Raw genomic sequence first — 23,552 nt, 5'->3', positions numbered from 1 at the left:
TTCCTTACTACCGCCGATTTGTTCGTTTCCGAAGCGCTTCGTCAGCAGCAAAGAGGCGAGATTTTGATCTGCTTTCGCAGTGTCGTCAAGTACTTTTGAAAATTATTTTCGAAGCACTCGGCAACTCTCTCAAGCTCGCCACCAGATCCAAACCGAAGCCCAGATCCAGCCCCTCTCCAACCACTCCACCGCTGCTGCCGTTCCCGACAAGCGCTGCGTTGTGATCAGCGAAGCCCACGACTGTAGCACAGGTTTTTCCGTACGTGAAAGCCCTGCTCTGCTTTCTTTGAATGAAGGCCGCGCAAAGACCTGCACGCATTGATAGGCGGCTCATTGGCGCCAAAAGTAGAAAAGGCCGGGACGCTCCCGCATCCCGACCCCTTTGATCTATCTACGGGCTGACCGTCACGCCTCTTCTTGAAAAGCTTCTTCGCGCTTGTTCTTGATGGACGGCAGCATGACGACCACGATCATCAGCGCTGCGGCAATCAGCAGGCCGGCAGACAACGGGCGGGTCAGGAAGGTGCTCCAGTCCCCGCGCGCCAGCAACAAGGCCCGGCGCAGGTTCTCTTCCATCATGGGACCCAGGATGAAGCCCAGCAGCAGCGGCGCCGGCTCACAGCTCAGCTTGTAGAAGATATAGCCCACCAGCGCGAAGGCCGACGTCAGGTAAACGTCGAAGCTGTTGTTGTTCAGGGAGTAGGTGCCGATGCAGCAGAAGACGACGATGGCCGGGAAGAGAAAGCGATAGGGCACCGTCAGCAGCTTGATCCAGATGCCGATCAGCGGCAGGTTGAGCACGATCAGCATCAGATTGCCGATCCACATCGACGCGATCAGGCCCCAGAACAGCTCCGGGTTGCTCGTCATGACCTGCGGACCGGGCTGGATGCCCTTGATCGTCATGGCGCCCACCATCAGTGCCATCACCGCATTCGGCGGGATGCCCAAGGTCAGCATGGGGATGAAGGACGTCTGCGCGCCGGCGTTGTTCGCACTCTCGGGACCAGCCACGCCCTGAATGGCACCTTTGCCGAAGGGGACGCGGGGGTTGCGTACGACCTTCTTCTCCAGCGTGTAGGAGGCGAAGGACGCCAACAGCGCGCCGCCCCCAGGCAGCACGCCCAGCACCGCCCCCAGGGCCGTGCCCCGCAGCACCGAGGGCCACGCCTCCTTGAAGTCTTCCTTTGTTGGCCACAGGCCCTTGACCTCCTTGGTGAACACTTCGCGGTGTTCCTCAGGCTGGCCGAGGTTGGCAATGATCTCGCCGAAACCGAACACGCCCATGGCGATGACGACGAAGCCGATGCCGTCGGTTAGTTCGGGAATATCGAAGGAGAAGCGCGCCGTGCCGGTGATGACATCGGTATTGATCTGGCCGAGCAGCAGGCCGAGCAAGATCATCGAGATGGCCTTGATCAGCGACCCAGACGCCAGCACGACGGCACCCACCAGGCCGAGCACCATCAGGGAGAAGTACTCCGCGGAGCCGAACTTGAAGGCCAGTTCGGTCAGAGGCGGCGCGAAGGCCGCAATGATGATGGTGCCGACGCAACCGGCGAAGAAGCTGCCCAGGCCGGCGGCGGCGAGCGCGGCGCCGGCACGCCCGCGACGGGCCATCTGGTAGCCGTCGATGGCGGTCACGACCGAACTGGACTCGCCCGGCACATTGATCAGGATGGCCGTCGTGGAGCCGCCGTACTGGGCGCCGTAATAGATGCCGGCCAGCATGATGAGAGCGGGCGTCGCATCCAGCGTGTAGATGGACGGCAGCAGCATCGCGATGGTGGCGACTGGGCCGAGGCCGGGCAGCACCCCGATCAGCGTGCCCAGCACCGTGCCGAAAAAGGCGTACAGCAGGTTCTGCAGCGTCAGCGCCGTCTGGAATCCGAGACCGAGGTTGTTCAGCAGGTCCATGTTCGCCCTCAGCCGGTGATGTAGATGGGCCAGAGCGGGATGGTCAGCTTCAGGCCAAGAATGAACAGGGCCCAACTGCCCACCGTCAGCACGACGCTGCTGATCAGCACGTCACGCCAGTGGAACTCGCTGCCGGCCAGTGCCGACAGCGTGATGAGAATCGGCAGGGTGCAGGCCAGCCCCAGGCGCGGCAACGCGACGCCGAAGACGGCGATGGCGGCAACGATGATGAGCAGGGGGCGCCAAGCGATAGGGCCGATGGGATCGCCCCCTTCGGACTCCAGCGTCAGCGCCTTGAACAGCACCAGGCCGCCAAGCAGGGCCAGCAGGATGCCGAGGCCAAAGGGGAAATAGCCGGGACCGGGCCGGGCCGAGGTGCCGAAGGAGTATTCGGTCGACCCCCATGCGAACGCCACGCCCACCACCAGGAACATCAGCCCGGACCAGAAGTCCCGCTGGCTTTTGATCTTCATTGCTTGTCGCCTCCGGCGCCGTAGGGCGCGCGTTCTGTTGCGGACGATTCTGTCAGTCGGACCCCATGGGCCCGACTGTGGATTACACGTAAGACAAACGGCGCCCTAGCCTTCCCAGGCCGGTGTGCTGCGCAGCACTTCTTCCACGGTCGTCATCCCTTCCGCGACCTTCATCGCTCCGGCCAGGCGCAGCGGGCGCAAGCCCTCCTGCATGGCCTGGCGACGCAGGGCCGTCAGATCGGCCAGTGCACCCTTGACACCTTCTGTCACCGTCAGCAATTCGTAAAGGCCGGCGCGACCGCGGAAACCGGTGTTGCGGCATTCCAGGCAGCCCACCGGCTTGAAAGGTTTGACACCCCCGCCCAGGCGCCAGTGGCGCACCAGGTCGTTGAGGCTCTCCCGCGTGACCATCGGGTCGGGCTGCTTGCAATGCGGGCACAGCGTGCGCACGAGACGCTGGGCGAGCACGCCGATGACGGTGGCGCTGATCAGATAGCTGGGCACGCCCAGGTCCTGCAGGCGCGTGATGGCCGAGACCGAGTCGTTGGTGTGCAGCGTGCTGAAGACGAGGTGACCCGTCAGCGCCGCCTGGATGGCCATCTCGGCCGTCTCCAGGTCGCGGATCTCGCCGACCATGATGATGTCGGGATCCTGGCGCATCAGCGCGCGCAGCCCTTCGGCGAAGCCGAAGTCCAGCACGTTCTGCACCTGGGTCTGGTTGAAGGACGGCTCGATCATCTCGATCGGGTCTTCGATGGTTGTGACGTTGACCTCGTCGGTGGCCAGGCGCTTCAGCGTGGAGTACAGCGTCGACGTCTTGCCGCTGCCCGTGGGCCCGGTCACGAGGATGATGCCGTGGGGCTGCTTGACCAGCCCCTCCCAGCGGTCCGCATCGTGCTGGCCGAAGCCCAGGGACGACAGATCCTTGACCGCCGTCTCCGGGTCGAAGATCCGCATGACCATTTTTTCGCCGAAGGCGGTCGGCAGCGTCGACAACCGCATTTCGACTTCGTCGCCGGCCGGGTTGCGCGTCTTGATGCGGCCATCCAGCGGGCGGCGCTTCTCGACGACGTCCATGCGGCCGAGCAGCTTGATGCGCGAGGTCATCGCGCTCATCACCGTCGGCGGCAGCTGATAGACGGTATGCAACACGCCGTCGATGCGGAATCGGATGACCCCCATCTCGCGGCGCGGCTCGAGGTGGATGTCCGATGCGCGCTGATCGAAGGCGTATTGCCACAGCCAGTCGACGACCTGCACGACGCCCTGGTCGTTGGCGTCGAGCTGCTTGTTGGTCTTGCCCAGCTCGACGAGTTGCTCGAAGCTGGCCACCTGGCTCTGCTCGCCGGCCTTGGCCGCGGCGCGCACCGAGCGCGCCAGCGTGAAGAACTCGGTCGTGTAGCGCGCGATATCCAGCGGGTTGGCAATGACGAGCTTGATGGGCTTGCGCACATGCGACTCGATCTGCGCCACCCAGCCGGTGTCGAAGGGCTCGGACGTCGCGACCGTCACGTCGTTGAGGCCGAACTGCACCGGCAGGCAGCGCTTGGCTTCCGCGTAGCCGATGGACATCACGTCGCCGACGCGGCCCACGTCCACCTTCAGCGGGTCGATGCGCAGATAAGGCAGCTTGGCGCGGACCGCCAGCCATTCGGACAAGGCGTCCACATCCAGCGGCTTACCCGTGCTCAGCCGCACCAGGGCCGCATGGCCCAGGCGCACCAGCGGGTGCAAGGCGCTGTCACCCGCCGCGAAGCGCTGCTCGGTGCGCTGCACCTGCGTCTCGTCGATGAGGCCGTCCTCCTGCAGCCAGTGCAGCAGCTGGCGCCATTCCAGGCGGCCTTCGGTCTTCGTGGGGGCAGCCAAGGGCTTGGACTTGGTCGACATCGAGGGCTCTGCTTCTCAAAGGGCGTTGAGGATGCTCATCGGCAAGGGCCGCACCAGCCTAAGCCATTTGCGGGCCGGCAGTTTGAAGCGCGATTCGATATTAGCCGCGCGCTGCTCGAGAACTTCACGGTGCGGCACCGGCACGCCGCGGGCCGCGACGACGATGGTGTTGCCCTCCTTGGTGGGTGCCAGGCTCCAGACCTGGTCAGAACCGAAGGCGCGGGCGATGCGCAGCGCGCTGCGCGCAAAGCTGGCGCTGCGGCCGAAGAGGTTGACGGTCATCAGCCCGCCATCGGCCAGCACGCCGCGGCAGGCGGCGTAGAAGGCCTCGTCGTCCAGCACGGGCGCGGCGGCGTCGTGGTCGTAGAGGTCGACATTGAGCACGTCGACCGTCTGCAGATGGGCGTCATCCATCACCCAACGCGCCGCGTCCTCGTTGACGACATTCAGCCGCGCATCGTTGCCGGGGAGGCGGAACCAATGCCGGCAGGCGGCGATGACCTCGGGGTTGATCTCTACTGCCGTGGTCTGCATCTTCAGCTGGCCATGGCAGAAGCGCGTCAGCGCCGCTGCCCCCAGGCCCAGCTGCAGCGCATGGCCTTCACCCAGCGTGGCCGGTTCGCGCCACAGCATCCAGGCACACATGCGCTGGATGTATTCCAGCTCCAGCTGATCGGGCTTTCTGATGCGCATGGCGCCCTGCACCCAGATCGAATCCAGATGCAGGAAGCGCACGCCATCGAACTCGCTCAGCGTCGCCGGGCCCCAGGTTTGCGGCTTGGATCTCATTGCGTGGCCACCCAGTCGCTGACTTCCTTCAACATCGCGTCCAGGCGCCGGCGGTCCAGCAGCCGGCCGCGGGTGACGACGGCATCGATCTGGCGCGTGGCGGCGATGTCCTCCAGCGGGTTGGCGCGCAAGACGACGATGTCGGCCAGCTTGCCTTCGGCCAGCGCGCCATAACGGTCCAGCTTGCCGAGGAAGCGCGGGCCGGCAACGACGGCCGAGCGCAGCGCCTGGGCCGGCGTCAGGCCCGAGCGCACATAGACGGCCATCTCGTCATGCAGGGCCTGGCCGGGATAGTCGAAGCTGTTCAGGAAGCCGGCATCCGTGCCGGCCACGATCTCCACCCCGGCCTCGGCCAGCAGCGGCAACAGGCGGGCGGTCTTTTCATAGCTGGCATGCCGGTAGGCAATCGCGTCGGGCCCGTCCAGCGCCGCGCGCTTGACGCGCCAGTCATAGGTCTGGCGCAGCTTGGGGCCGATGTACTTCAGATAGGGGTCGCCCGCATGGTCGTCCTGGTCCAGATAGGCCGTGATGCGGATGACGGACAGCGTCGGCACGACGGCCGTGCCGCGCGCGGCCAGGCGCTTGAAGGCGGCGCGGGCCGTGGCCTCGTCGTAGCTGGCCAGGCTTTGCTCGGCAGCCGAGCGCGCGGTGATCGTTCCGGCGGCCACCTGGGCCGTCAGTTCGGCCTCGCGCGGCGTCGCGGCGCGCAGCAGATAGTTCAGGTGCTCCAGCGTGCCCAGGCCGGCCTCGGCCGCCTGGTCCAGCGTCACCGCGCCATGCAGATGCGCCGAGCTCGGCAGGCCGCGCGCCTTGGCCTGGCGCAGCGCGTCGAGATAGATGTCGGCGCGCATCGTGTTCTCGGTGATCTTCACGAAGTCGGCACGGTCGTCGCGCAGCTTGTCCAGCGCCTGTCCGACCTCCTCGGGCGTGCCGACCTCCTGCGTGCCCTTCCACAGCGGCTTGTAGCCTTCCAACTTGGCGCCGGACGCAAAGATCGTCGGGCCGAGCAGCTTCTTGGCGGCGATGTCGTCGCGCCACTGCAGAACCGTGCTGCTGAGGTCGCCGGCGCAGTCCCGCACCGTCGTGATGCCATGGGCGAGGTAGAGCGGCAGCAACTGGCGGTTCTCTTCGATCAGCGCCTCGCCGCCACCGAAATGCACATGGCTGTCCCACAGCCCCGGGATCAGGTAGCGGCCCTTGAGGCTCAACGTCTGCCTGGCCTTGTACCGGCCGAGCTGCTTCACATCGACAACCGCCAGGATGCGCTCGCCGCGCGTGACGACGGCCTGGTTCTTGAGCAGTCGGCCGGCGGCCACGTCGACAACGGTGGCGTCGCGCAGGATCAGGTCGGCGGGAATAGCCGGCGCAGCAGCGGCCCAACCCGCCCAGGCCGCCAACGCGGCCGTCAGCAATCTTTTCATGCGGGGCATCCTAGGCCAGATACGGCGCCAGCCCGGCCCGCCAGGCGGCGATCTTGTCGGCCAAAGCCAGGCCGGCATGGGCCGGGCTCGTGGACGGCAGCCTGACCACCGGTAGGCCGGGCTCACCCAGCGCCAGCAGCGTCTGCTTGTGCGCCAGCGCGCCGTTGCAGGCGATGGCACGGAGTTCGGGCAGGCGGGCGACGAGTTCGAGCAGGTCGCTCGGCTCGGCGGCCTCGACAGCGGTGTCGAGACTGCCCTCGCGGCGACAGGCGGCCACCGCGTCCCACAACGCGACGCGATGCGCGCGCAGGGCCTGCAAGCGCGCGTCGTAGGGCATGCCGGCAAGCTCGGCATCACCTAGCAGGGCCGCCATCAGCGGCCAGAAGGCATTGCGCGGATGCGCGTAGTACTGCGCCGCCTGCAGCGAGGCCGCACCGGGGAAGCTGCCAAGCACGAGCAGGCGTGCGCGCGTGTCGAAAACGGGGGCGAGGCCGACAAGGCGCTCGACCGGGGCGTTCGGGGACTTGGCAAACACGGCCGGTGGCTGCGAGGATGCACGGGTTTTCACAGGGAGCATCACAACATGAACACGGAAGCCATCTGGCTGTTTCTCAGCACCCAAGGTGCGGATTTCGGACTGAAGATACTCGCGGCCATCGCCGCATGGGTCGTGGGCCGGTGGCTCATTTCAATGGCGCTGCGCGTGTTCTCGGCCGCGCTGCTGCGCGGCAAGCGCATCGACTCGACGCTGGTCACCTATCTGCGCTCCATCCTGAGCGTGCTGCTCAACCTTGTTCTGATCCTGTCCATCCTGGACATCTTCGGCGTCAAGACGACCTCCTTCGCCGCCCTGCTGGCCGGCGCGGGCCTGGCCATCGGCACGGCCTGGGGCGGGCTGCTGACGCACTTTGCGGCCGGCGTCTTCATGCAGGTGCTGCGGCCCTTCAAGGTCGGCGACTTCGTGCAGGCCGGCGGCGTGACCGGCACCGTCACCGAGATCGGCCTGTTCGGCACGACGATCAACACGCCAGACAACGTGCACACCATCGTCGGCAACAACACGGTGTTCGGCGGCGCCATCCAGAACTATTCGGCACAGGCCTTCCGCCGTGTCGACTGCCTGGCCAAGGTCGCCAACAGCGTCGACCCCTTGGACGCCATCGCGCGCCTCAGGCCCGCCATCGCGGCCATTCCGAACGTGTTGGCCACGCCGGCGCCCGACATCGAGATCCTGCAGTTCACGCCCGAGGGGCCGCTGCTCTGCGTCAGGCCCTACTGCCACACCGATCACTACTGGCAGGTCTATTTCGACACCCACAAGGCCGTCGTCGCGACCTTCGGTGCCGCCGGCTACCCGGTGCCCGAGACGCCACTCGCCCCCCGCAACCGTTGACGTCGAGACGCCCCATGGCTGATCTGATCGCCCGCATCGCCGCGCTGTGGCGCTACCCGGTCAAGTCCTGCGCTGGCGAGGCCGTCGACACGCTGGAATTGGGCGCCGACGGCTGGCCCGTGGGCGACCGGGGCTGGGGTGTGGTCGATGCGGGCGGCGAGCTGACCTGGATGGGCGCCCACCCGCGCCTGGCGCTGGTCAGCGCGCGCCTGCTGGCCGGCGGCCTGGAACTGGAAGCCGAGGGGCGGGTGCTGCAGGTGGCCGCCGACGCCGGCAGCGCGGTCGGCGTGCGCGGCTGGAACGGCGAGCGCCAGGACTTCGACGCCTTGCAGGCCTGGGACGCCGGCGACGACGTGGCCGCCCTGCTGCGCGCCACGACCGGCGAGCGCCTGCGCCTGGTGCGGCTGAGCCTGGAGGCCCAGCGCCGACCGATCCTGAACGCGCTGCACGTCGTCGGCGACGGCTCGCTGCGCGCCTGGTCCGAAGCCATGGCCCAGCCGCTGAGCCGCCCGGCCGAGCGGGCCCGGCCCAATCTGCTGCTGCGCGCCGACGACGGGGGCGACGCCCTGCCCGCCTTCATCGAAGACATCCTGACCGAAGCCCGTGTCGGCGACCTCACCTTGAGCCGCACACTGCCTTGCGTGCGCTGCGTCGTGCCGACGGTGGACCCGACCACCGGCCTGCCCCAGCCGCCGGCCCTGGACGCCCTGACGCAGCTGAGTGCCGAGCGCGCACCCGGCGCGCCGGTGCAGTTCGGCATCTATGCACGCGGCAGCGGTGCCGGCGAGTTGCGCGTCGGCGACCGGGTCGAGTTGTCGCTGAATTTTGGTGACGCCTGAAACCTCTCTCAACACCAATGAAATACGTCCTTCTCTTCAGCACTCTTTGCGCCGCACTGGCTTGTCAGGCCGCCGAACCCGACGCAACCGCGGCGGCTCCCGCCGCCAGCCCTGCGTCGGCGGCCGCCAACTCCTCCAAAGGGCGCTGCCCGCCGCCACGGGTCGACATGCTGAGAAAGATGCCCGCCGGCGACTTCAAGTTCGTCATTCGCTCTCTGGTCAAGGCCGACGGCAGCATCGAGAACGTTCGCGTGGAGGGCGGTCTCGCATCCAGGGATGCCAAGCGGGTCGCTCGCGACATGTTTGCCGACCGGCGCTGCCTGCCGGCCGAGGCCGATCAGGAGTACGTGGACGAATTCAGCTTGAACACCACCGTTCACTAGCCAGCCGCGGCAAGGCCGCGCGCGCGTTCTCGCTCGTGATCGCCGCCGTCTTTTCCAGTGACCAGCCGCGCAGCTCAGCAAGGCTCTGCGCAATGCGCGGCAGCTCGGAGGGCTCGTTGCGTGCCTGCCCCGGGCTGGCTTCGCGGTCCCCGGCCGTCTTGTAGAGCCACTGCGGCGGAATGTCCGGCGCGTCCGTCTCCATGACCAGCGCCGTCTCCGGCACGCTGGCCGCGATGCGGCGGATCTGCAATGAGCGCTCGAAGGTCACCGTGCCGCCGAAGCCGAGCTTGAAGCCGAGATCGATGAAGGCCTGCGCCTGCTGTTCGCTGCCGTTGAAGGCGTGCGCAATGCCACCATGCGCGAAGCCGATGCGGCGAAGGCCCGCCAGCAGTTTGTCGGCACTGCGGCGCACATGCAGCAGCACCGGCAGGCCGGCGCGCTTGGCCAGCTTGAGCTGCTCGACATAGAAATGCTGCTGGACGTCGGGGTCGAGGCCTGCGACGAAGAAGTCCAGCCCGATCTCGCCGACGGCGACGAGGCGTGGGTCGATATGGTGGGTCTGCAGTGCCTCGGCCAGCCTGTCGAGATCACCCTCGGCCGCGCGCATCACGCACAGCGGGTGGATGCCGAGGGCGTAGCGCAGGTCATGCTGGATGGCCAGCATCCGGACCGCATCCAGGTTGCCCGCGTCGACGGCCGGGATGACGATCTGCGTGACGCCCGCGGCCTTCGCACGGGCGACGACGGCGTCACGGTCGGCGTTGAACTCGGCCGCGTCGAGGTGGCAGTGGGTGTCTATCCACATGCCTTCAGTTGTATCTCAGCGGAAGACGACCGTGCGGTTGCCGTTCAACAGCACGCGATGCTCGGCATGCCACTGGATGGCCCGCGCCAGCGCCACGCATTCCATGTCGCGACCGATGCCGACGAGCTGCTCGGGCGGCATGCTGTGGTCGATGCGGGCGACCTCCTGCTCGATGATGGGGCCCTCGTCGAGATCGCTGGTCACGTAATGGGCCGTCGCACCGATCAGCTTGACGCCGCGCTCATAGGCCTGGTGGTAGGGCTTGGCGCCCTTGAAGCTGGGCAGGAAGCTGTGGTGGATGTTGATGGCCTTGCCCGACAGGTCGCGGCACAGCTCGGGCGACAGGATCTGCATATAGCGCGCCAGCACGACGAGGTCGATCTGGTTGTCGGCCACCACCTCGCGGATCTTGTCTTCCTGGGCTGCCTTCTGCGTATCGGTGGCGCCCAGCAGCGGGAAGTGGTGAAAGGGAATGTTGTGCGAAGCCGCGAGTTGGTAGAAGTCGCGGTGGTTGGACACGATGGCCGGGATCTCGATGGGCAGATGCCCGGTCTTCACCCGGAACAGCAGGTCGTTCAGGCAATGACCGAGCTTGGACACCAGCAGCAGCACCCGGGTCTTGCGGGCGCGGGCGACCAATTCCCAATCCATGCCGAACTCGTCCGCCAAAGGCTGGAACGCGGCCTGCAGCGCAGCCTCCTCGGCCTGGGCCTCGAACTCGATGCGCATGAAGAAGCGGGCGTGATCCGCATCGCCATGCTGGTGCGACGTCAGGATGTTGCCGCCCTGCTGCAGCAGCACACCGGTGACGGCATGGACGATGCCCGCGCGGTCGGGGCAGGAGAGCTTGAGGACGAAGCGCGGGTTCATGCGGGCGTTGCCTGGAATTGCCCCGCGACCAGGCGCAGCTGCCGGTCGCAGCGCGCCGCGAGATCGCGGTCATGGGTGACGAGGATGAAGGACGTGCCGGATTCGCGGGCGCGTTCCAGCATCAGTTCGAAGACGGCCGACGCGGTGTCGCGGTCGAGGTTGCCGGTGGGCTCGTCGGCGAGCACGCAGGCCGGCCGGGTGACCAGGGCGCGGGCGATGGCCACGCGCTGGCGCTCGCCGCCCGACAACTCGGCGGGGCGGTGCATGACGCGCTCCTTGAGGCCGACGCGGGCCAGCATCTCGGCCGCCGCGGCGCGGGCGTCGGCGGGTGTCTGGCGGCGGATGCGCAGCGGCATGGCGACGTTGTCCAGCGCCGAGAACTCCGGCAGCAGGTGATGGAACTGGTAGACAAAGCCCAGCTGCTGGTTGCGCCAGCGGCCGCGCTCGGCCTCGTCCATGGACGCCAGCGAACGGCCCATCAGCGTGACGGCACCCGAGGTCGGCACATCCAGGCCGCCCAGCAGATGCAGCAGCGTGCTCTTGCCCGAGCCCGAGGCGCCGACGATGGCGAGCGTCTCGCCGCGCGACACATGCAGATCCACGCCCTTGAGCACGGTGACGTCCAGGCCGCCTTCGCTGAAGCGACGGGTCAGGCCAGTGGCTTGCAGGATTTGCTCACTCATAACGCAGCGCCTCCGCCGGCTGTACGCGGCTGGCGCGCCAGCTCGGGTAGAGCGTGGCGAGGAAGGACAGCGCCAGCGAGACCAGCGCGATCGGGATGATGTCGGCTCGCTGAGGGTCGCTGGGCATCTGGCTGATGACGTAGATGCTGCCCGGCAGGAAGCTGGTGTTGAGCAGGTGCTCGATGGCCGGCACGATGACGTCGACGTTGAAGGCGACCAGCAGGCCCAGCCCCACGCCCGCCAGCGTGCCGATGACGCCAGACACGGCCCCCTGCACGATGAAGATGCCCATGATGGAGCGCGGGCTGGCACCCAGCGTACGCAGGATGGCGATGTCGCTCTGCTTGTCGGTCACCGTCATCACCAGCGTGGAGACGAGGTTGAAGGCCGCGACGGCAACGATCAGCGTCAGGATGATGCTCATCAGCCGCTTCTCGATCTGCACCGCGTCGAACCAGTTGGCGTTGGAGCGGGTCCAGTCGCGCACCAGGATCTGCGGCCCCATGACGTCCTTCAGCTCGGCGGCGACGCGGCGGGCCTCGTGCACGTCGCGCAGCTTGAGCTGCACGCCGGTCGGCCCTTCGGTGCGGAAGAGGCGGGCCGCGTCGTCGACGTGGATGAGGGCCAGACCCGAGTCGTATTCATAGTGGCCGGCGCTGAAGGTACCCACCACATTGAAACTCTTGAGCCGCGGCACGACACCGGCCGGCGTGACCTGGCCGCCCGGTGCGACGACGGTGATCTTGTCGCCCACGCCCACACCCAACTGGCGGGCCAGCTCGATGCCCAGCACGATGTTCCAGGCGCCGGGCTGCAACTGGGCGAAGGCGCCGTCCTTCAGCTGGGCGCCCAGGCCGGTGACCGTGGCCTCCTCGGCCGGCGAGATGCCGCGGATGATGGCGCCGCGCATGTCCTCGCCGCGGGCGATCAGGCTCTGGCTGGCCACGAAGGGCGCYGCGCCGATGACCTCGGGGTTCAGGCGTGCCTTGGCGGCCGTGGCCTGCCAGTCCGGCAGGGCCTGGCCGGTGTAGTTCAGCAGCTCGACGTGGGCGATGACGTTGAGCATGCGGTCGCGCACCTCGCGCTGGAAGCCGTTCATGACCGACAGCACGATGATCAGCGCCGCCACGCCCAGCGCGATGCCGAGGATGGACACGCCCGAGATGAAGCTGATGAAGCGGTTGCGCCGCCCGCCGCGGCCGGCGCGCGTGTAGCGCCAGCCGACCTGGAGTTCAAACGGCAGGGTCATGGAGCGATGCAAAGGCGTACGGCATGGGGCCGGGATGGTAACTGGGCGCCCGGCGCAGAATGCAGCTCCAGCCCTTGGGAACCCGCGATGAAGCCCTTGTCCGTCCTGCTGCCGGCATGTCTGCTGACAGCTGCCCTCATCTCCTCACCGGCCGCCGCCATGCCCGATCTCGTCATCCTCGTGCGCCATGCCGAAAAGGCCACCCAGGCCAACGACCCCGGCCTGACGCCCGCGGGGGAGCAGCGCGCCCAGGCGCTGGCCCAGGCGCTGGGCGGCCTGCGCGTGAATGCCATCCTGACGTCGCCCGCGCGCCGCGCGCGCGACACGGCCGCGCCGCTGGCCCAGGCCCTGGGCCTGCAGCCCAAGGCGGTGGACGGCGGCCCCGACCATGTCAAGGCGGTGGCGGACGCGGTGCGCGCCCAGACCGGCGTCGTCCTCGTCGTCGGCCACAGCAACACGGTGCCGGCCGTCATCGCCGCCCTGGGTGGCCCCAAGCTGGCCGATCTGTGCGAGACGAGCTTTCATCACGCCTTCCTGCTGCAGCCCGCCGCCGCGCCCGCAAACGAGCCGCCGCGCTGGGCGCACTTCAGCTACGGCGCAGCCTCGGTGGCCCCGCAGGCGGGCTGCCTCTAGTTCGCACCGCGCTTGAGCTCCCACTGCGCGAGCGTGAACTCGCGATAGGGCACGGCCTGGGTGGTCAGCGTGCGCTCGAACCACGGCAGGGCCTCGCCGCGCCGCCCCTGCGCGGCCAGCTGCTGGCCGATGAAGAAATAGGCCTCGGCCAGGCGCAGCCTCTCGGTCTCGGGCTTTTCCTTGGCCAGCTTGAGCAGGGCTTCGCGGCCCAGGCTGCCGCCCAGATAGCTCAGCAGCGCGCCGCTCCATTTGCTGGCGTCGGCCGCGGCCAGCTCGTCGGCGATGGCCTCCCTGCCGCGGCCGCCCTGGCGCTCCGCCGCGAGGTAGAGCCACAGCAGCGTGAACTGGCGCGCCTCGCCGCTGGCGTTGGCGGCGCTGTCGCGCAGTGCGGTCTCGGCTCGCGCGTAGTCGCCCAGCATGTAGTGGGCCGTGCCCAGCCAGCTGCCGCCTGAGCCGGCACCTGTACCGACCAATTGGGCCTGCTGGTTGAAGGCCGCCAGCGCCTCGACCGGCCGGCCCAGGCCGACCAGCGCGACGCCCCGGGCCTCCAGCGCCGCCCCGCCCTCGTCGCCTTCGCCGCGGATGGCCAGGGCCGCTTCGGCATCGGCCAGCGCGAGCGCGAAATCACCGAGCTGGTTGTGCGCCTGCGCGCGCTCGATGCGCACCCAGGCGGCGAGGCGGCTGGTGGGCGCCACTTGCGAAAGCAGCTCGGCGTCGATGAGGCGGTTGATCTCGTTGCCCAGCATCAGCTCCCACAGCGCATCCGGCGGGGCACCATTGCGAAAGCGTGCCATGCGCTCGGCGATGGCGGTGAAGGGCGCCTCCAGCGCCTTGCGATCCACCAGGTTCAGGCGCAGGCGCTGGGCGCCCAGCATCTGGCGCGTGCGGCCGACGCGCTCACGGTAGCCGTCCACATCGGCCRGCAACACTTCCTCGGCGCGGCGCTCCACGCGGCTGATGAACTGCACGGTCGCGCCCTGCACCTCGACGCGGCTGCTGAAGGCGAAATGCTTGTCGGTGAGTTGCTGGGGCGCGGGTGCCTGGGCGGTGAAGGGGCGCGCGCCGGTCACGCTCAGGCGCAGCTCGGCCAGGCGCGCGCCCTCCAGCCGGAAGGGCTGGCGGCGGCGCGCCTCGGGCGGCACCGGCAGTGCGTCCACCAGCTCGGCGGCGGGGAATTCCAGGTCCAGCCAGCCGCGCTGGTAGCGGCCGATGCTGGGGTGCTCGAAATGCAGCTTCAGCACCCACTCGTTGCTGTCGCGGTCATCGCTGACCTCGGGCTGGCCAACGCTGACGAGACCCGGCAGCAGGCGCACATAGGCGCCGCCGATGGACTCCGCAATGCGCTCCAGGCCGGCCGTGGCGAGGTTGGCGCGCCAGCGTTCGGCGGCCAGGCCGCTGGCCTTGAAGGTCGTGTTCAGCTGCACGGGGCGGGCCAGCTGGCTGAAGTCCCAGTCCTGGCGGAAGCTCAGGCCGTCCTGCGCGAAGGACGGCGGCACGACGGGCTCGGGCCCGGCCTGGCCCTGGCCGACGACGAGTGCCGCGCCATAGCGGTAGTAGCCGCGCTTCTCCAGCGAATGGCCCTGGCCGTTCATCGTCGGGTCCAGGAAGTAGACCGCGTCACCCAGCTGCACGCGGCTGATGATGTGGTCGAACTGGTCGTGCGAGGGCAGGTAGTTGACGATGCCGCGGTTGCGCGCCATCGAGACCAGCGCCGGCCTGGCGTCGATGCCCATGGCCGCCAGCAGCGTGTTCAAGAGCAGGGTCTTGTCCTTGCAATCGCCCAGGCGCTCGGCGAGGGTGCGCGCCGCCGGCTTGGGCCGGTGCGAGCTTTCGCCCAGCGACGCCGAGAAATAGCGCACCTCGTCCTGCACGAAACGCAGTGCCGCGGCCACCTGCTGCTCGGGCGTGCCACCCTGGGCCTTGAGCTCGGCCGCCTTGGCCGCCACCGCGCCGCTTGCCGGCTCGACGGCGAACAGCCCCCGGGCCCATTGGTCGACCTCGGCCCAGCTGGCGTATTCGCTGACGTGCAGGGCCGGGTAGACCTTGAACCAGGGCGGCGTGGCGGCCTCGTCCTGCACGGCCGGCACATGTTCGCGCAGCACGCGGATGACCTGGCGGCCGCCTTCCTCGAAGCGCTCTGGCACGATGTCGCTGGCCAGCGCCTTGACCGCGAGCTTGCGCTCCGGCGGTGCCTCGATGCGCAGGTGCAGGCGCTCCACCGGCGCGTCGGAGGCCAGCTGCATCAGTGCCGAATAGCGCCCGTCGAAGATGGGGTTCTGGCCCTCCAGCGTGTAGGCCAGGTCGACGACGTCGCCCACGCGCACATCGCTCAGCACGACCAGGGCCGTGCGCACGCCGTCGATGAGCTGGCGCTCGAGCTGCTGCTCGCGGCGCATCAGCTCGATGCGCACGCCCTTGAGCCGGTCCAGGCGCTGGCCGTCGCGGATCACGGCAGCCTGGTGGATGACGAGCTGCTGATAGGCCGGGTTGAAGCTGATCTGGGGCTCGGACACATCGCGCAGCGTCGAGGTGTCCAGCGCCTCATGCTGCAGATGGATGTAGGTGGCCGTGGCCGACTTGGGTGCGAGCTGCACCTGCACGTCGATCAGCGGTTCGCGGCGCGCCTTGGCGCCGGCGCTGACCGTGGGCCGGGCCTCAGCAGGCGGCAGCGGTTTGACCCAGGCCGGCACGGGGCCGAAGCGGTAGCCGGCGCCGGCGGGCACGACGGGATGGGACGCGCTGGCCTTGGCGGCAGGCTTGGGCGCCGTCTGCGCCGCAGCCCCCAGGGACAGGGCCAGCAACAGCGCTGGCCAGAACTTCCAACTCATCCACGTCCTCCCGGCATACCGCCCCGATTGTGCGGCTTGGCCAGGAGTGCCCCCTCAGTGGAGCATCTGCTCCACCTCGGCCGCCGGATCGCCCGTGGCAGCGATCTTGGCGGCAAGGAGTTCCAGGTCGAGGTGCAGATGCTCGATGAGCTCGGGCACCGCCACCTTCAGCGCGTGCACGGGCTCGTCATGGTGCTCGGCAGCGTCGGCCAGCACCTCGGCCACATGCAGCACGGCGGCGATCAGCGAGAAGGGCCGGATCTCCAGCGGCGTGTTGGCGTCCTTGAAGGCCTCCACCATGGCGTGCGGGAAATGCCAGTGCGCTGCCAGCGACGCCGTCACGTCGGCGTGGGTGCAGCCGAAACGGTGCTCCTCCAGCGAGAAGCGGCTGCCCGGCTCGGCGGCATGGGTCTCGACGTCGGCCACCAGATGCGGCTCGTCCAGGGCCATCAGCAGCTGGCCGGTGCGCAGCATCAGGCCGGCGAGGTAGGCGGTGTCAGTCGTGGCGGCGTCGGCGCCCAGCATGCGGGCCAGGATGCGCGCGTAGTTGGCGGTGGCCACGCTGTGGCGCCAGAAGGTGGCGCGGTCGAGGCCCTGCACCTTGGGGAAAGCGCCGCTCAGGCAAGCCGCCATCGCGAGATTGCGCAGCGTCTCCAGGCCCAGCGCGTGGGCGGCATCGACGACGGTGGAGATCTGGTGCGAAGGGCTGTAGTGGGCCGTGTTGGCCAGGCGCAGCACCTTGGCGGTCAGCGCCCCGTCCTTCTCGATCAGCGCCGCGATCTGCGACAGGCCGACGTTGTCGTCGTCAAAGCTCTTCAGCAGCCGCGAGGCCACCTCGGGCATGGTCGGCAGGGCGTTGTGCTTGACGAAGAAACGTTCGGCAGCTGCACTCATCTTTGACCTCCGGGAGCGATGACAGTCGGGCCAGTCTAGGCCTAAGGTTTGGCCCGCGCCACGGACTTCACCTCCCCTAAACGATCAGCAATGCACGGAAGTCGTTGACGTTGGTGAAACTCGGGCCCGGGACGAGCAGATCGCCCAGCGGCGCAAAGAAGCTGGCGCTGTCATGGGCGTCCAGCAGGGCCTGGGGGTTGAGCCCCAGGGCGCGGGCGCGCGCCAGGCTGGTGGGCGTCAGCAGCGCGCCGGCGTGCGGCCCGACGCCGTCGATGCCGTCGGTGTCGGCAGCCAGCGCGAACACGCCGGGCTCGCAATGCAGCGCCAGCGCGCAGCCGAGCAGGAACTCGGTGGCGCGACCGCCCTTGCCCGCCGGGCGGCTGGCATCGACCGTCACCGTCGTCTCGCCGCCGGACAGCAGGACGCAGGGCTTGGCGAAGGGCTCGCCCCGACGCGCCACCGCACGCGCCAGCGCCCCGTGCAGGCCACCGACGATGCGCGACTCGCCTTCGATCTCGTCGCTGAGGATGTGGGCGGCGATGCCCTGCTCCCGGGCCAAGGCGGCGGCCGCTTGCAGGCTCATCTGCGGCGTGGCCAGCATGACGAGTTCGTGGCCGGCCTGGGCGAAGTCACCCGGCTTGGGCGACTCGAAGGCGCCCGACGCGAGGCCGTCCCGGGCAGCGGGTGGCAGCTCGATCCGGTAGCGGCGGCAGATGGCCAGTGCATCGGCGCAGCTCGTCGCATCGGCCACCGTCGGGCCGGAAGCGATGACCGCCGGGTCATCGCCCGGCACATCGCTGATCGCCAGCGTCAGCACCCGCGCCGGCGCACAGGCCGCGGCCAGCCGCCCGCCCTTGATGGCGGACAGATGCTTGCGCACGCAGTTCATCTCGCCGATGGCGGCACCACTGTTCAACAGCGCGCGGTTGATGGCCTGCTTGTCGGCCAGCGTCAGGCCAGGCGCGGGCAGGCTCATCAGCGCGGAGCCGCCGCCGGAGATCAGGCAGATGACCAGGTCGTCGGCCGTCAGCCCGCGGGTCAGGGCCAGCATCTTCTCGCTGGCAGCCAGCCCAGCGGCGTCCGGCACCGGATGGGCAGCCTCGACGAGCTCGATGCGCCGCGGCCGCCAGCCACCGGGGATGTGGCCATAGCGCGTAATGACCAAGCCCGACAGCTTGGCGTCGGCCGGCCAGGCAGCCTCCAGCGCCTGCACCATGGCGCCACCGGCCTTGCCGGCCCCGAGCACCAGGGTGCGGCCTTTCGGCGGCGGTGGCAGGTGGGCCGCAAGGACGCGCCCCGGCAGCGCCCGCGCGACGGCGACGTCGTAGAGCTGTCGCAGCAGCGCGCGCGGGTCGAGCGTCATGGTTGGAGCGCCCAACGGCCGATCAAGGCGCGCTCTTCTTCGGTCAGCCCGGTCGCGTTGTTCAGCGGCATGGCGCGCTGCACGATGACCTGCTGGTAGATCTGGGCCTTGTGTGCGCTCAAACCCTCGGCCGAGTCCAGCCGCACGCCCTTCTGCGCCACCTCGCCCGTGTGGCACATCGCGCAGCGCTGCGCGACGACGGCCTGCACCTGCTCCAGCGTGACCGGTACCACCGCGGCCGCGGCGGGCTGGGGCCTGGGCGCCATCCAGACGATGAGCCCGGCCAGCAGCGCCAGGGCCAGCGCGACGGCGCCCCAGCTGTTGACACCCTTGTGGCGCTTGACGAAGAAGATGCGGATGGCCACGCCCGCTGCCATCAGCACGCACAGCACGACCCAGTTCTGCGCATGCTGATGCAGCATGCCGTAGTGGTTGCTGAGCATCGCGATCAGCACCGGCAGGCCGAAATAGGTGTTGTGGACGCTGCGCTGCTTGCCGCGCTGGCCGTGGATGGGGTCGGGTTTCTGGCCGGCGCGCATCTGCGCGATGACCTTCTTCTGGCCCGGGATGATCCAGTGCGCGACGTTGGCCGTCATCATGGTCGCCAACGTGGCGCCGACGATCAGGAAGGCCGCACGGCCGGCGAACAGCTGGCAGGCCAGCCAGCTCTCGAAGATGACAAAGGCCACGACGACGGCCATCACGCGGCCGTCATTGCCGATCTGCCCATCCTTGGTGCGACCCAGGGCCTGGCAGGCGATGTCGTAGACGGCCGAGCCGACGACGAGAAAGCCGAGTGCCGCCGCCACCGCCTGCCAGGGTGCGCCCCAGGCATGGACGCGAGCGTCGATCAGCATCTGGCTGGCGTTGCACAGGTAGAGCACGACAAACAGCGCCATGCCGCTCATCCATGTCCAGTAGCTCTCCCAATAGAACCAGTGCAGGTCCTGCGGCAGGTTGCTGGGCGCCACCATGTACTTCTGCGGGTTGTAGAAGCCGCCGCCATGCACGGCCCAGAGCTCGCCGTCCACGCCCTTGGCCTTGAGCTCGTCGGACATCGGCTTGACGAGGTGGTTGTCCAGCCAGACGAAGTAGAAGGAAGCGCCAATCCAGGCGATGACGGTGATGACGTGCAGCCAGCGCAGCAGCAGGCTGGCCCAGTCGAGCAGATAGATGTCCAAGTCGCGGTTCTCCACGGCTCCACCACGGCGGGTGCTGTGGAGCCTCCAGGGTCGCGTCCGCAGGCCCCCACTCCTCCCGGCAGGCCCGACACCGCTGCGACAGGCCCGGAGTGTATGCAGGCGCCGTGACCGGCTTCACGTCGGCGCGGCAGCGCGACGGCACGCCGCGGGCTTGGCTCTCACAATCGGCCCATGACCGCCAGCCAGCCCCGCAAGCCCCTGTCCCTCGGGCGGCGCCTGCGCGTGCTGGCCGCCATCGCACTGACCGCGGGCGCTGTCCAGGCCCAGGAGCCGGCCGCCGTGCGCATTGCCACCAATGTCGAGCGCAGCTATTTCCCACCGGCCGAGGCGCTGCTGCGCAAGGCCTATGCCTCGCTGGGACTGCAGGTCGAGTTCGTGCCCTGGCCGCTGCCGCGCACCCAGGTCGAGTTGCGCGCCGGCCGGGTCGACGCCGTGGCCATGCGCGTGGAGGCCTATTACGAGCAGTCGCCCTTCATGCGCAAGGTCGACGTGCCGCTGCTGAACCTGCATGTCTATGCCTTTGCGCGGGCGCTCTGCCCCGCCGCACTGGCGCCCGAGGAGCTGGCCAGGCGCCGCATCAGCTATCAGCGCGGCATGGTCGCCGCCGAGGTGCTGATCCCCGAAGCCGCGCGCGTGCCGGCCAACACGCCGAGCGACGCCTTCCTCAACCTCACTTCGGGCCAGGCCGATTACGCCCTGATGCTGACGACGCCCTGGATGGCCGAGATGCCCGTGGACACGCGCCAGGGCTCGGTCTGCCGCGTGCCCACGCCGCTGAGCCGCACCACCCTCTTCCACGGCGTGCACGAGTCCCATGCCGCCTGGGTGGCGCCGCTGGAGCAGGCCCTGCGCGCCATGCGCGAGCGCGGCGAGATCCAGCAGGCCTGGGCAGCCTATGAGCGCGAGATCGACGCGCAGAACAGCCGCTTTCAGGCCCAGCCCGGGCGCAGCCTCACGCTGACGCCGGCGGCGCCGGCATCAGCGCCCGCACGGCTGCAGCCTTGATGGTCAGCTCTTCTTGAAGCCGACGTAGGCCACGCCGATCACCGCGCCGCCGGCGTCAAGGATAGGGGCGTAGCAGGCGTCGAAGGGCTGGCCGAGCACCTCGACTTCGCCGCTGAAGGGCCGGCCCCGGCTGACCAGCTCATAGGCCTTGGCCCGTGCCAGCGGCGTGCCGACGCCGCGCGTGCCTTCAGGCGTCAGCACATTGGTGCTCACGCGCACGAACTCGTCGCCCGACTTCACGAACAGCGTCGCCGTGGCGCCGGTCTTGCGCTTGATGTCGTCCACCAGCTGGTAGTCGTTGTTCAGCTTGCGCGAGCCGAAGTACAGGCCTGGCGCCTGGCCGGCGCCACAACGCTCGCTGCCCTGCACCCGCGGCGTGCCGAGCTGGGCCAGGCGCGCCTGCATGTCGGCCATCAGGGCCTGGGGGTTGCCGGCCGCATGGAGGCGGAAGAAGGCGACCGCGCCGACGAGCTGCCGCGCCCGTTCGCGCAGGCTCTCGGCTGCGGCGGCGCTCTGCTCCACGAGGGCGGCGTTCTGCTGCGTGCTGCGGTCCATCTCGGCGATGGACTCGCTCACCTCGCTCACGTGGGTGGCCTGCACGGCACCTGCGGCGCTGATCTCGTTGACGATGCGGTCGACCTTCTGGATGGCGTCCACCACCTGCTGCATGGTCTCGCCCGCACCGTCGACCTGGCGCGAGCCCTGCTGCACCTGCTCGCCGCTGTCGGAGATGAGCTGCTTGATCTCCTTGGCGGCGTTGGCGCTGCGCTGCGCCAGGCCGCGCACCTCGCCGGCCACGACGGCGAAGCCGCGGCCCTGCTCGCCCGCGCGGGCCGCCTCCACCGCCGCGTTGAGGGCCAGGATGTTGGTCTGGAAGGCGATGCTGTCGATGACGCCGATGATTTCGGCGATGCGGGCCGAGCTGTGGCTGATGCCCCGCATGGTGTCCACCACGCCGCCCACCACCGTGCCGCCGCGCACGGCCACGCCGCTCGCGCTGGTGGCGACGCTGCTGGCATCACGCGCATGGTCGGCGCTGAGCAGCGCTTGCTGGCGCAGCGTGTCCATCGCGCCGGCGGTGCGCTGCAGGGCGGCGGCCTGCAGCTCGGTGCGGTGGGAGAGGTCGGTGTTGCCGGTGGCGATCTCGGCGCTGGCCAGGGCCACGCTCTCGGCGCCTTCGCGCACCTGGCCGACGACGGTGATCAACCGCTGCTGCATCTGCGCCAGGCCCGCCATCAGGCTGGCCTCGTCGCCGGGCCTGACGGGCACGTGGTGGGTCAGGTCGCCATGGGCGACGTACTGCAGCTGCCGGGCCACCACGCGCGGCTCGGCGCCCAGCTCGCGCACCAGCACCCGCGACAGCAGCACGGCCAGCGCCACGGTCGACAGCACGCTGGCGGCCAGCAGGCTCAGGATGAGCACCGGCCCCAGCGCATACAGCGCCGCCGCCGCGAGCCCCACGCTCAGCACGGTCAACCAGGCAAAGGCCAGTGCCAGCTTGTGCGTGGTGGACAGCCCACCCGGTGAGGAAGCCGCGGCCCCGCGCTCCGCGTTCAATCCCATATCGATCCATCCTGTTTGTTCATGGCAGGGCCAGTATCTGGGCCAAGGTCGAAACGGCGATGACCGCCGGCTGTTTGCCCGCCACGCCGGGAACGCCGATGGGGCAGACGACATGGCCGAGGTCGTCCGGCGCGAAGCCACGCGTCTCCAGGCGCTGGCGGAAGCTCGCCCACTTGGTGCGGCTGCCGATCATGCCGATGAAGGGCAGATCGCCTCGCTCGCGGCGACGCTTCAGGCAGGCGGCGACGATGTCGAAGTCTTCGGCATGGTTGTGGCTCATGATGAGGACGGCCGAGCCGGGCGCCAGGTCGTCGACGGCATCGGCCGCGGGGTCGCAGACCTCCTGGCGCCAGCCGCGTTCGGGCGGCTGAGCGGGAAACTGGTTCTCGCGCCTGTCTATCCAGTGCAGGGCCAGCGGCAGGTGGCGGGCGATGTGGGCAATGGCCAGGCCGACATGGCCGGCGCCGAACAGGGCCAGCGGCCGCAGCGGCGGCTGGGGCAGGCGAGCGGCCAGGTCTTCACCCGCCGCGACGCGCTCGAAGGCCAGCCAGACGACGCCGCCGCAGCATTGGCCCAGGCTGGGGCCCAGCGGGTAACGCACCTCGGCTTCCAGTTCGTCACCGCTCAGCGCCCGGCGGGCGCGGGCGATGGCGTCGAATTCCAGATGGCCGCCGCCCACCGTGCCGGTGATGCCATCCGACGTCACCGCCATCCAGGCGCCGACCTCGCGCGGCACGCTGCCGGTGCTGCGGGCCACGGAAACGAGGATGCAGGCGGCCTCAGCCACGCTGCGCCCTCCTCTTCATGCGAAGCCGCTTGAAGCGCAGGAACACGCCCAGGCCCAGGGCGGCCAGGGCGCCGCCCAGCAGGAACTTGCCCATGGCGACGGCGAAGCCGGCACTCCCCCAGACGCCCAGGTTGGCCAGCCCTTCGACAACGATCAGGGCGCCGTCGCCGAGGCTTTCACCCCGGTTGGCAGGCTTTGGCGGGGTTTCAGCTGCCACGGTAGGTCGAGTAAGCCCACGGCGAAGCCAGCAGCGGCACGTGGTAATGCGAGTTCTCGTCGGCGATGCCGAAATCCAGCGGCACCTCGTCCAGGAAGGCCGGCTCGGGCAGCTTCTCGCCGCGAGCGCGGAAATAGGCCGCCACCTCGAAGACGAGGCGGTAGCGCCCGGCCGTGAAGGTCGCGCCATCCAGCAGCGGGCCGTCGGCCCGGCCGTCGGCGTTCAGATGCAGGCTGCGCAGCCATTTGGGGCCTTCCGCGTCGAAGCGGTAAAGGCGCACCGCCATGCCCGCGGCGGGGCAGCCATTGGCGGTATCCAGCACATGTGTTGTCAGCTTGCCCATCAAATCTC

Annotated in this window: 22 protein-coding genes and 2 pseudogenes; 5 read left to right on the top strand and 19 right to left on the bottom strand. The window is 69.1% G+C overall.

Going from position 1 to position 23,552, the window contains the following annotated elements; translation table 11 throughout:
* Window positions 1–405 precede the first annotated feature (405 nt).
* The 6 genes from AC1DW3_RS26110 to AC1DW3_RS26085 all read right to left on the bottom strand — a co-directional run bounded on the left by AC1DW3_RS26110 (window position 406) and on the right by AC1DW3_RS26085 (window position 7,022).
* Window positions 406–1,917: a tripartite tricarboxylate transporter permease gene (locus AC1DW3_RS26110; RefSeq protein ID WP_477936383.1), complete on the bottom strand. Its 1,512-nt coding sequence runs from the start codon at window positions 1,915–1,917 to the stop codon at window positions 406–408.
* A gap of 8 nt (window positions 1,918–1,925) precedes the next feature.
* Window positions 1,926–2,390: a tripartite tricarboxylate transporter TctB family protein gene (locus tag AC1DW3_RS26105; RefSeq protein ID WP_477936381.1), complete on the bottom strand. Its 465-nt coding sequence runs from the start codon at window positions 2,388–2,390 to the stop codon at window positions 1,926–1,928.
* Between the two features lie 105 nt (window positions 2,391–2,495).
* Window positions 2,496–4,277 carry a type IV pilus assembly ATPase TfpB gene (gene tfpB, locus AC1DW3_RS26100; protein WP_477936379.1) on the bottom strand — a complete coding sequence of 594 codons (1,782 nt, stop codon included), beginning with the start codon at window positions 4,275–4,277 and terminating at the stop codon, window positions 2,496–2,498.
* Window positions 4,278–4,292: 15 nt separating this feature from the next.
* On the bottom strand, window positions 4,293–5,066 hold the full coding sequence (locus tag AC1DW3_RS26095; protein WP_477936377.1) for a spermine/spermidine synthase domain-containing protein: 774 nt from the start codon (window positions 5,064–5,066) through the stop codon (window positions 4,293–4,295).
* A complete protein-coding gene (locus AC1DW3_RS26090; RefSeq protein ID WP_477936375.1) occupies window positions 5,063–6,487 on the bottom strand; it encodes an amidohydrolase family protein in 1,425 nt (474 codons plus the stop codon). Before AC1DW3_RS26090 ends, AC1DW3_RS26095 begins: the two co-directional genes overlap by 4 nt.
* A 10-nt stretch (window positions 6,488–6,497) precedes the next feature.
* Window positions 6,498–7,022: a DNA-deoxyinosine glycosylase gene (locus tag AC1DW3_RS26085; RefSeq protein ID WP_477936373.1), complete on the bottom strand. Its 525-nt coding sequence runs from the start codon at window positions 7,020–7,022 to the stop codon at window positions 6,498–6,500.
* 48 nt (window positions 7,023–7,070) lie between these two features.
* Between AC1DW3_RS26085 and AC1DW3_RS26080 the strand changes: the two genes are divergently transcribed.
* The 3 genes from AC1DW3_RS26080 to AC1DW3_RS26070 are packed head-to-tail and all read left to right on the top strand — an operon-like array spanning window position 7,071 to window position 9,102.
* Window positions 7,071–7,880 (top strand): mechanosensitive ion channel family protein, encoded by an 810-nt coding sequence (locus AC1DW3_RS26080; protein ID WP_477936371.1) that lies wholly within the window; start codon window positions 7,071–7,073, stop codon window positions 7,878–7,880.
* A 14-nt stretch (window positions 7,881–7,894) separates the two neighbouring features.
* The gene (locus AC1DW3_RS26075; protein WP_477936369.1) at window positions 7,895–8,719 is read left to right on the top strand and encodes an MOSC domain-containing protein; all 825 of its coding nucleotides are present in this window, start codon (window positions 7,895–7,897) and stop codon (window positions 8,717–8,719) included.
* Between the two features lie 17 nt (window positions 8,720–8,736).
* Window positions 8,737–9,102, top strand: coding sequence for a hypothetical protein (locus AC1DW3_RS26070; protein ID WP_477936368.1), 366 nt, complete (start codon window positions 8,737–8,739; stop codon window positions 9,100–9,102).
* Here AC1DW3_RS26070 and AC1DW3_RS26065 read toward each other — a convergent pair.
* From AC1DW3_RS26065 to AC1DW3_RS26050, 4 genes are read right to left on the bottom strand one after another with little or no spacing between them, the layout of a single operon-like run.
* The gene (locus AC1DW3_RS26065) at window positions 9,077–9,907 is read right to left on the bottom strand and encodes a TatD family hydrolase (RefSeq protein ID WP_477936366.1); all 831 of its coding nucleotides are present in this window, start codon (window positions 9,905–9,907) and stop codon (window positions 9,077–9,079) included. The two genes, AC1DW3_RS26070 and AC1DW3_RS26065, sit on opposite strands and share 26 nt — an antisense overlap.
* 15 nt (window positions 9,908–9,922) lie before the next feature.
* Window positions 9,923–10,777: a formyltetrahydrofolate deformylase gene (gene purU, locus AC1DW3_RS26060; protein ID WP_477936364.1), complete on the bottom strand. Its 855-nt coding sequence runs from the start codon at window positions 10,775–10,777 to the stop codon at window positions 9,923–9,925.
* Window positions 10,774–11,460 (bottom strand): lipoprotein-releasing ABC transporter ATP-binding protein LolD, encoded by a 687-nt coding sequence (gene lolD / locus AC1DW3_RS26055; protein WP_477936362.1) that lies wholly within the window; start codon window positions 11,458–11,460, stop codon window positions 10,774–10,776. Before lolD ends, purU begins: the two co-directional genes overlap by 4 nt.
* On the bottom strand, window positions 11,453–12,709 hold the full coding sequence (locus AC1DW3_RS26050; protein ID WP_477936359.1) for a lipoprotein-releasing ABC transporter permease subunit: 1,257 nt from the start codon (window positions 12,707–12,709) through the stop codon (window positions 11,453–11,455). The genes lolD and AC1DW3_RS26050 overlap by 8 nt, the downstream gene beginning before the upstream one ends.
* 87 nt (window positions 12,710–12,796) lie before the next feature.
* Between AC1DW3_RS26050 and AC1DW3_RS26045 the strand changes: the two genes are divergently transcribed.
* Entirely contained in the window at window positions 12,797–13,342 is a 546-nt protein-coding gene (locus tag AC1DW3_RS26045) for a phosphoglycerate mutase family protein (protein WP_477936357.1), read from the top strand.
* On the opposite strand, the gene AC1DW3_RS26040 is transcribed toward AC1DW3_RS26045, so the two are convergent.
* The 4 genes from AC1DW3_RS26040 to AC1DW3_RS26025 form a co-directional block, all read right to left on the bottom strand.
* On the bottom strand, window positions 13,339–16,170 hold the full coding sequence (locus tag AC1DW3_RS26040; RefSeq protein WP_477936356.1) for a DUF3857 domain-containing protein: 2,832 nt from the start codon (window positions 16,168–16,170) through the stop codon (window positions 13,339–13,341). The genes AC1DW3_RS26045 and AC1DW3_RS26040 overlap by 4 nt on opposite strands.
* A gap of 54 nt (window positions 16,171–16,224) precedes the next feature.
* Window positions 16,225–17,064 (bottom strand): HDOD domain-containing protein, encoded by an 840-nt coding sequence (locus AC1DW3_RS26035; RefSeq protein ID WP_477936354.1) that lies wholly within the window; start codon window positions 17,062–17,064, stop codon window positions 16,225–16,227.
* Between the two features lie 76 nt (window positions 17,065–17,140).
* A complete protein-coding gene (locus AC1DW3_RS26030) occupies window positions 17,141–18,427 on the bottom strand; it encodes a glycerate kinase type-2 family protein (RefSeq protein ID WP_477936352.1) in 1,287 nt (428 codons plus the stop codon).
* Complete coding sequence (locus tag AC1DW3_RS26025; protein WP_477936385.1) at window positions 18,424–19,608, bottom strand: urate hydroxylase PuuD; 1,185 nt, start codon at window positions 19,606–19,608, stop codon at window positions 18,424–18,426. Before AC1DW3_RS26025 ends, AC1DW3_RS26030 begins: the two co-directional genes overlap by 4 nt.
* Before the next feature lie 192 nt (window positions 19,609–19,800).
* Between AC1DW3_RS26025 and AC1DW3_RS26020 the strand changes: the two genes are divergently transcribed.
* Window positions 19,801–20,634: a substrate-binding periplasmic protein gene (locus AC1DW3_RS26020; RefSeq protein WP_477936350.1), complete on the top strand. Its 834-nt coding sequence runs from the start codon at window positions 19,801–19,803 to the stop codon at window positions 20,632–20,634.
* Window positions 20,635–20,637: 3 nt separating this feature from the next.
* Here the strand turns inward: AC1DW3_RS26020 and AC1DW3_RS26015 are convergent.
* The 5 genes and pseudogenes from AC1DW3_RS26015 to uraH all read right to left on the bottom strand — a co-directional run.
* Window positions 20,638–21,129 (bottom strand): annotated as a pseudogene (locus AC1DW3_RS26015) (Cache 3/Cache 2 fusion domain-containing protein); the annotation flags it as partial.
* A 111-nt stretch (window positions 21,130–21,240) separates the two neighbouring features.
* Window positions 21,241–21,702: pseudogene (locus tag AC1DW3_RS26010) on the bottom strand (methyl-accepting chemotaxis protein); the annotation flags it as partial.
* Between the two features lie 514 nt (window positions 21,703–22,216).
* Window positions 22,217–22,984 carry a xanthine dehydrogenase accessory protein XdhC gene (gene xdhC / locus AC1DW3_RS26005; protein WP_477936348.1) on the bottom strand — a complete coding sequence of 256 codons (768 nt, stop codon included), beginning with the start codon at window positions 22,982–22,984 and terminating at the stop codon, window positions 22,217–22,219.
* Complete coding sequence (locus AC1DW3_RS26000; RefSeq protein WP_477936346.1) at window positions 22,977–23,201, bottom strand: hypothetical protein; 225 nt, start codon at window positions 23,199–23,201, stop codon at window positions 22,977–22,979. The genes xdhC and AC1DW3_RS26000 overlap by 8 nt, the downstream gene beginning before the upstream one ends.
* A complete protein-coding gene (gene uraH, locus AC1DW3_RS25995; protein WP_477936344.1) occupies window positions 23,191–23,544 on the bottom strand; it encodes a hydroxyisourate hydrolase in 354 nt (117 codons plus the stop codon). The genes AC1DW3_RS26000 and uraH overlap by 11 nt, the downstream gene beginning before the upstream one ends.
* Window positions 23,545–23,552 lie beyond the last annotated feature (8 nt).

This window comes from Roseateles sp. P2_H4 (assembly GCF_056403315.1).
The sequence above is the reverse complement of the archived record's forward strand: the minus strand, read 5'-3'. Positions and strand labels throughout refer to the sequence as shown.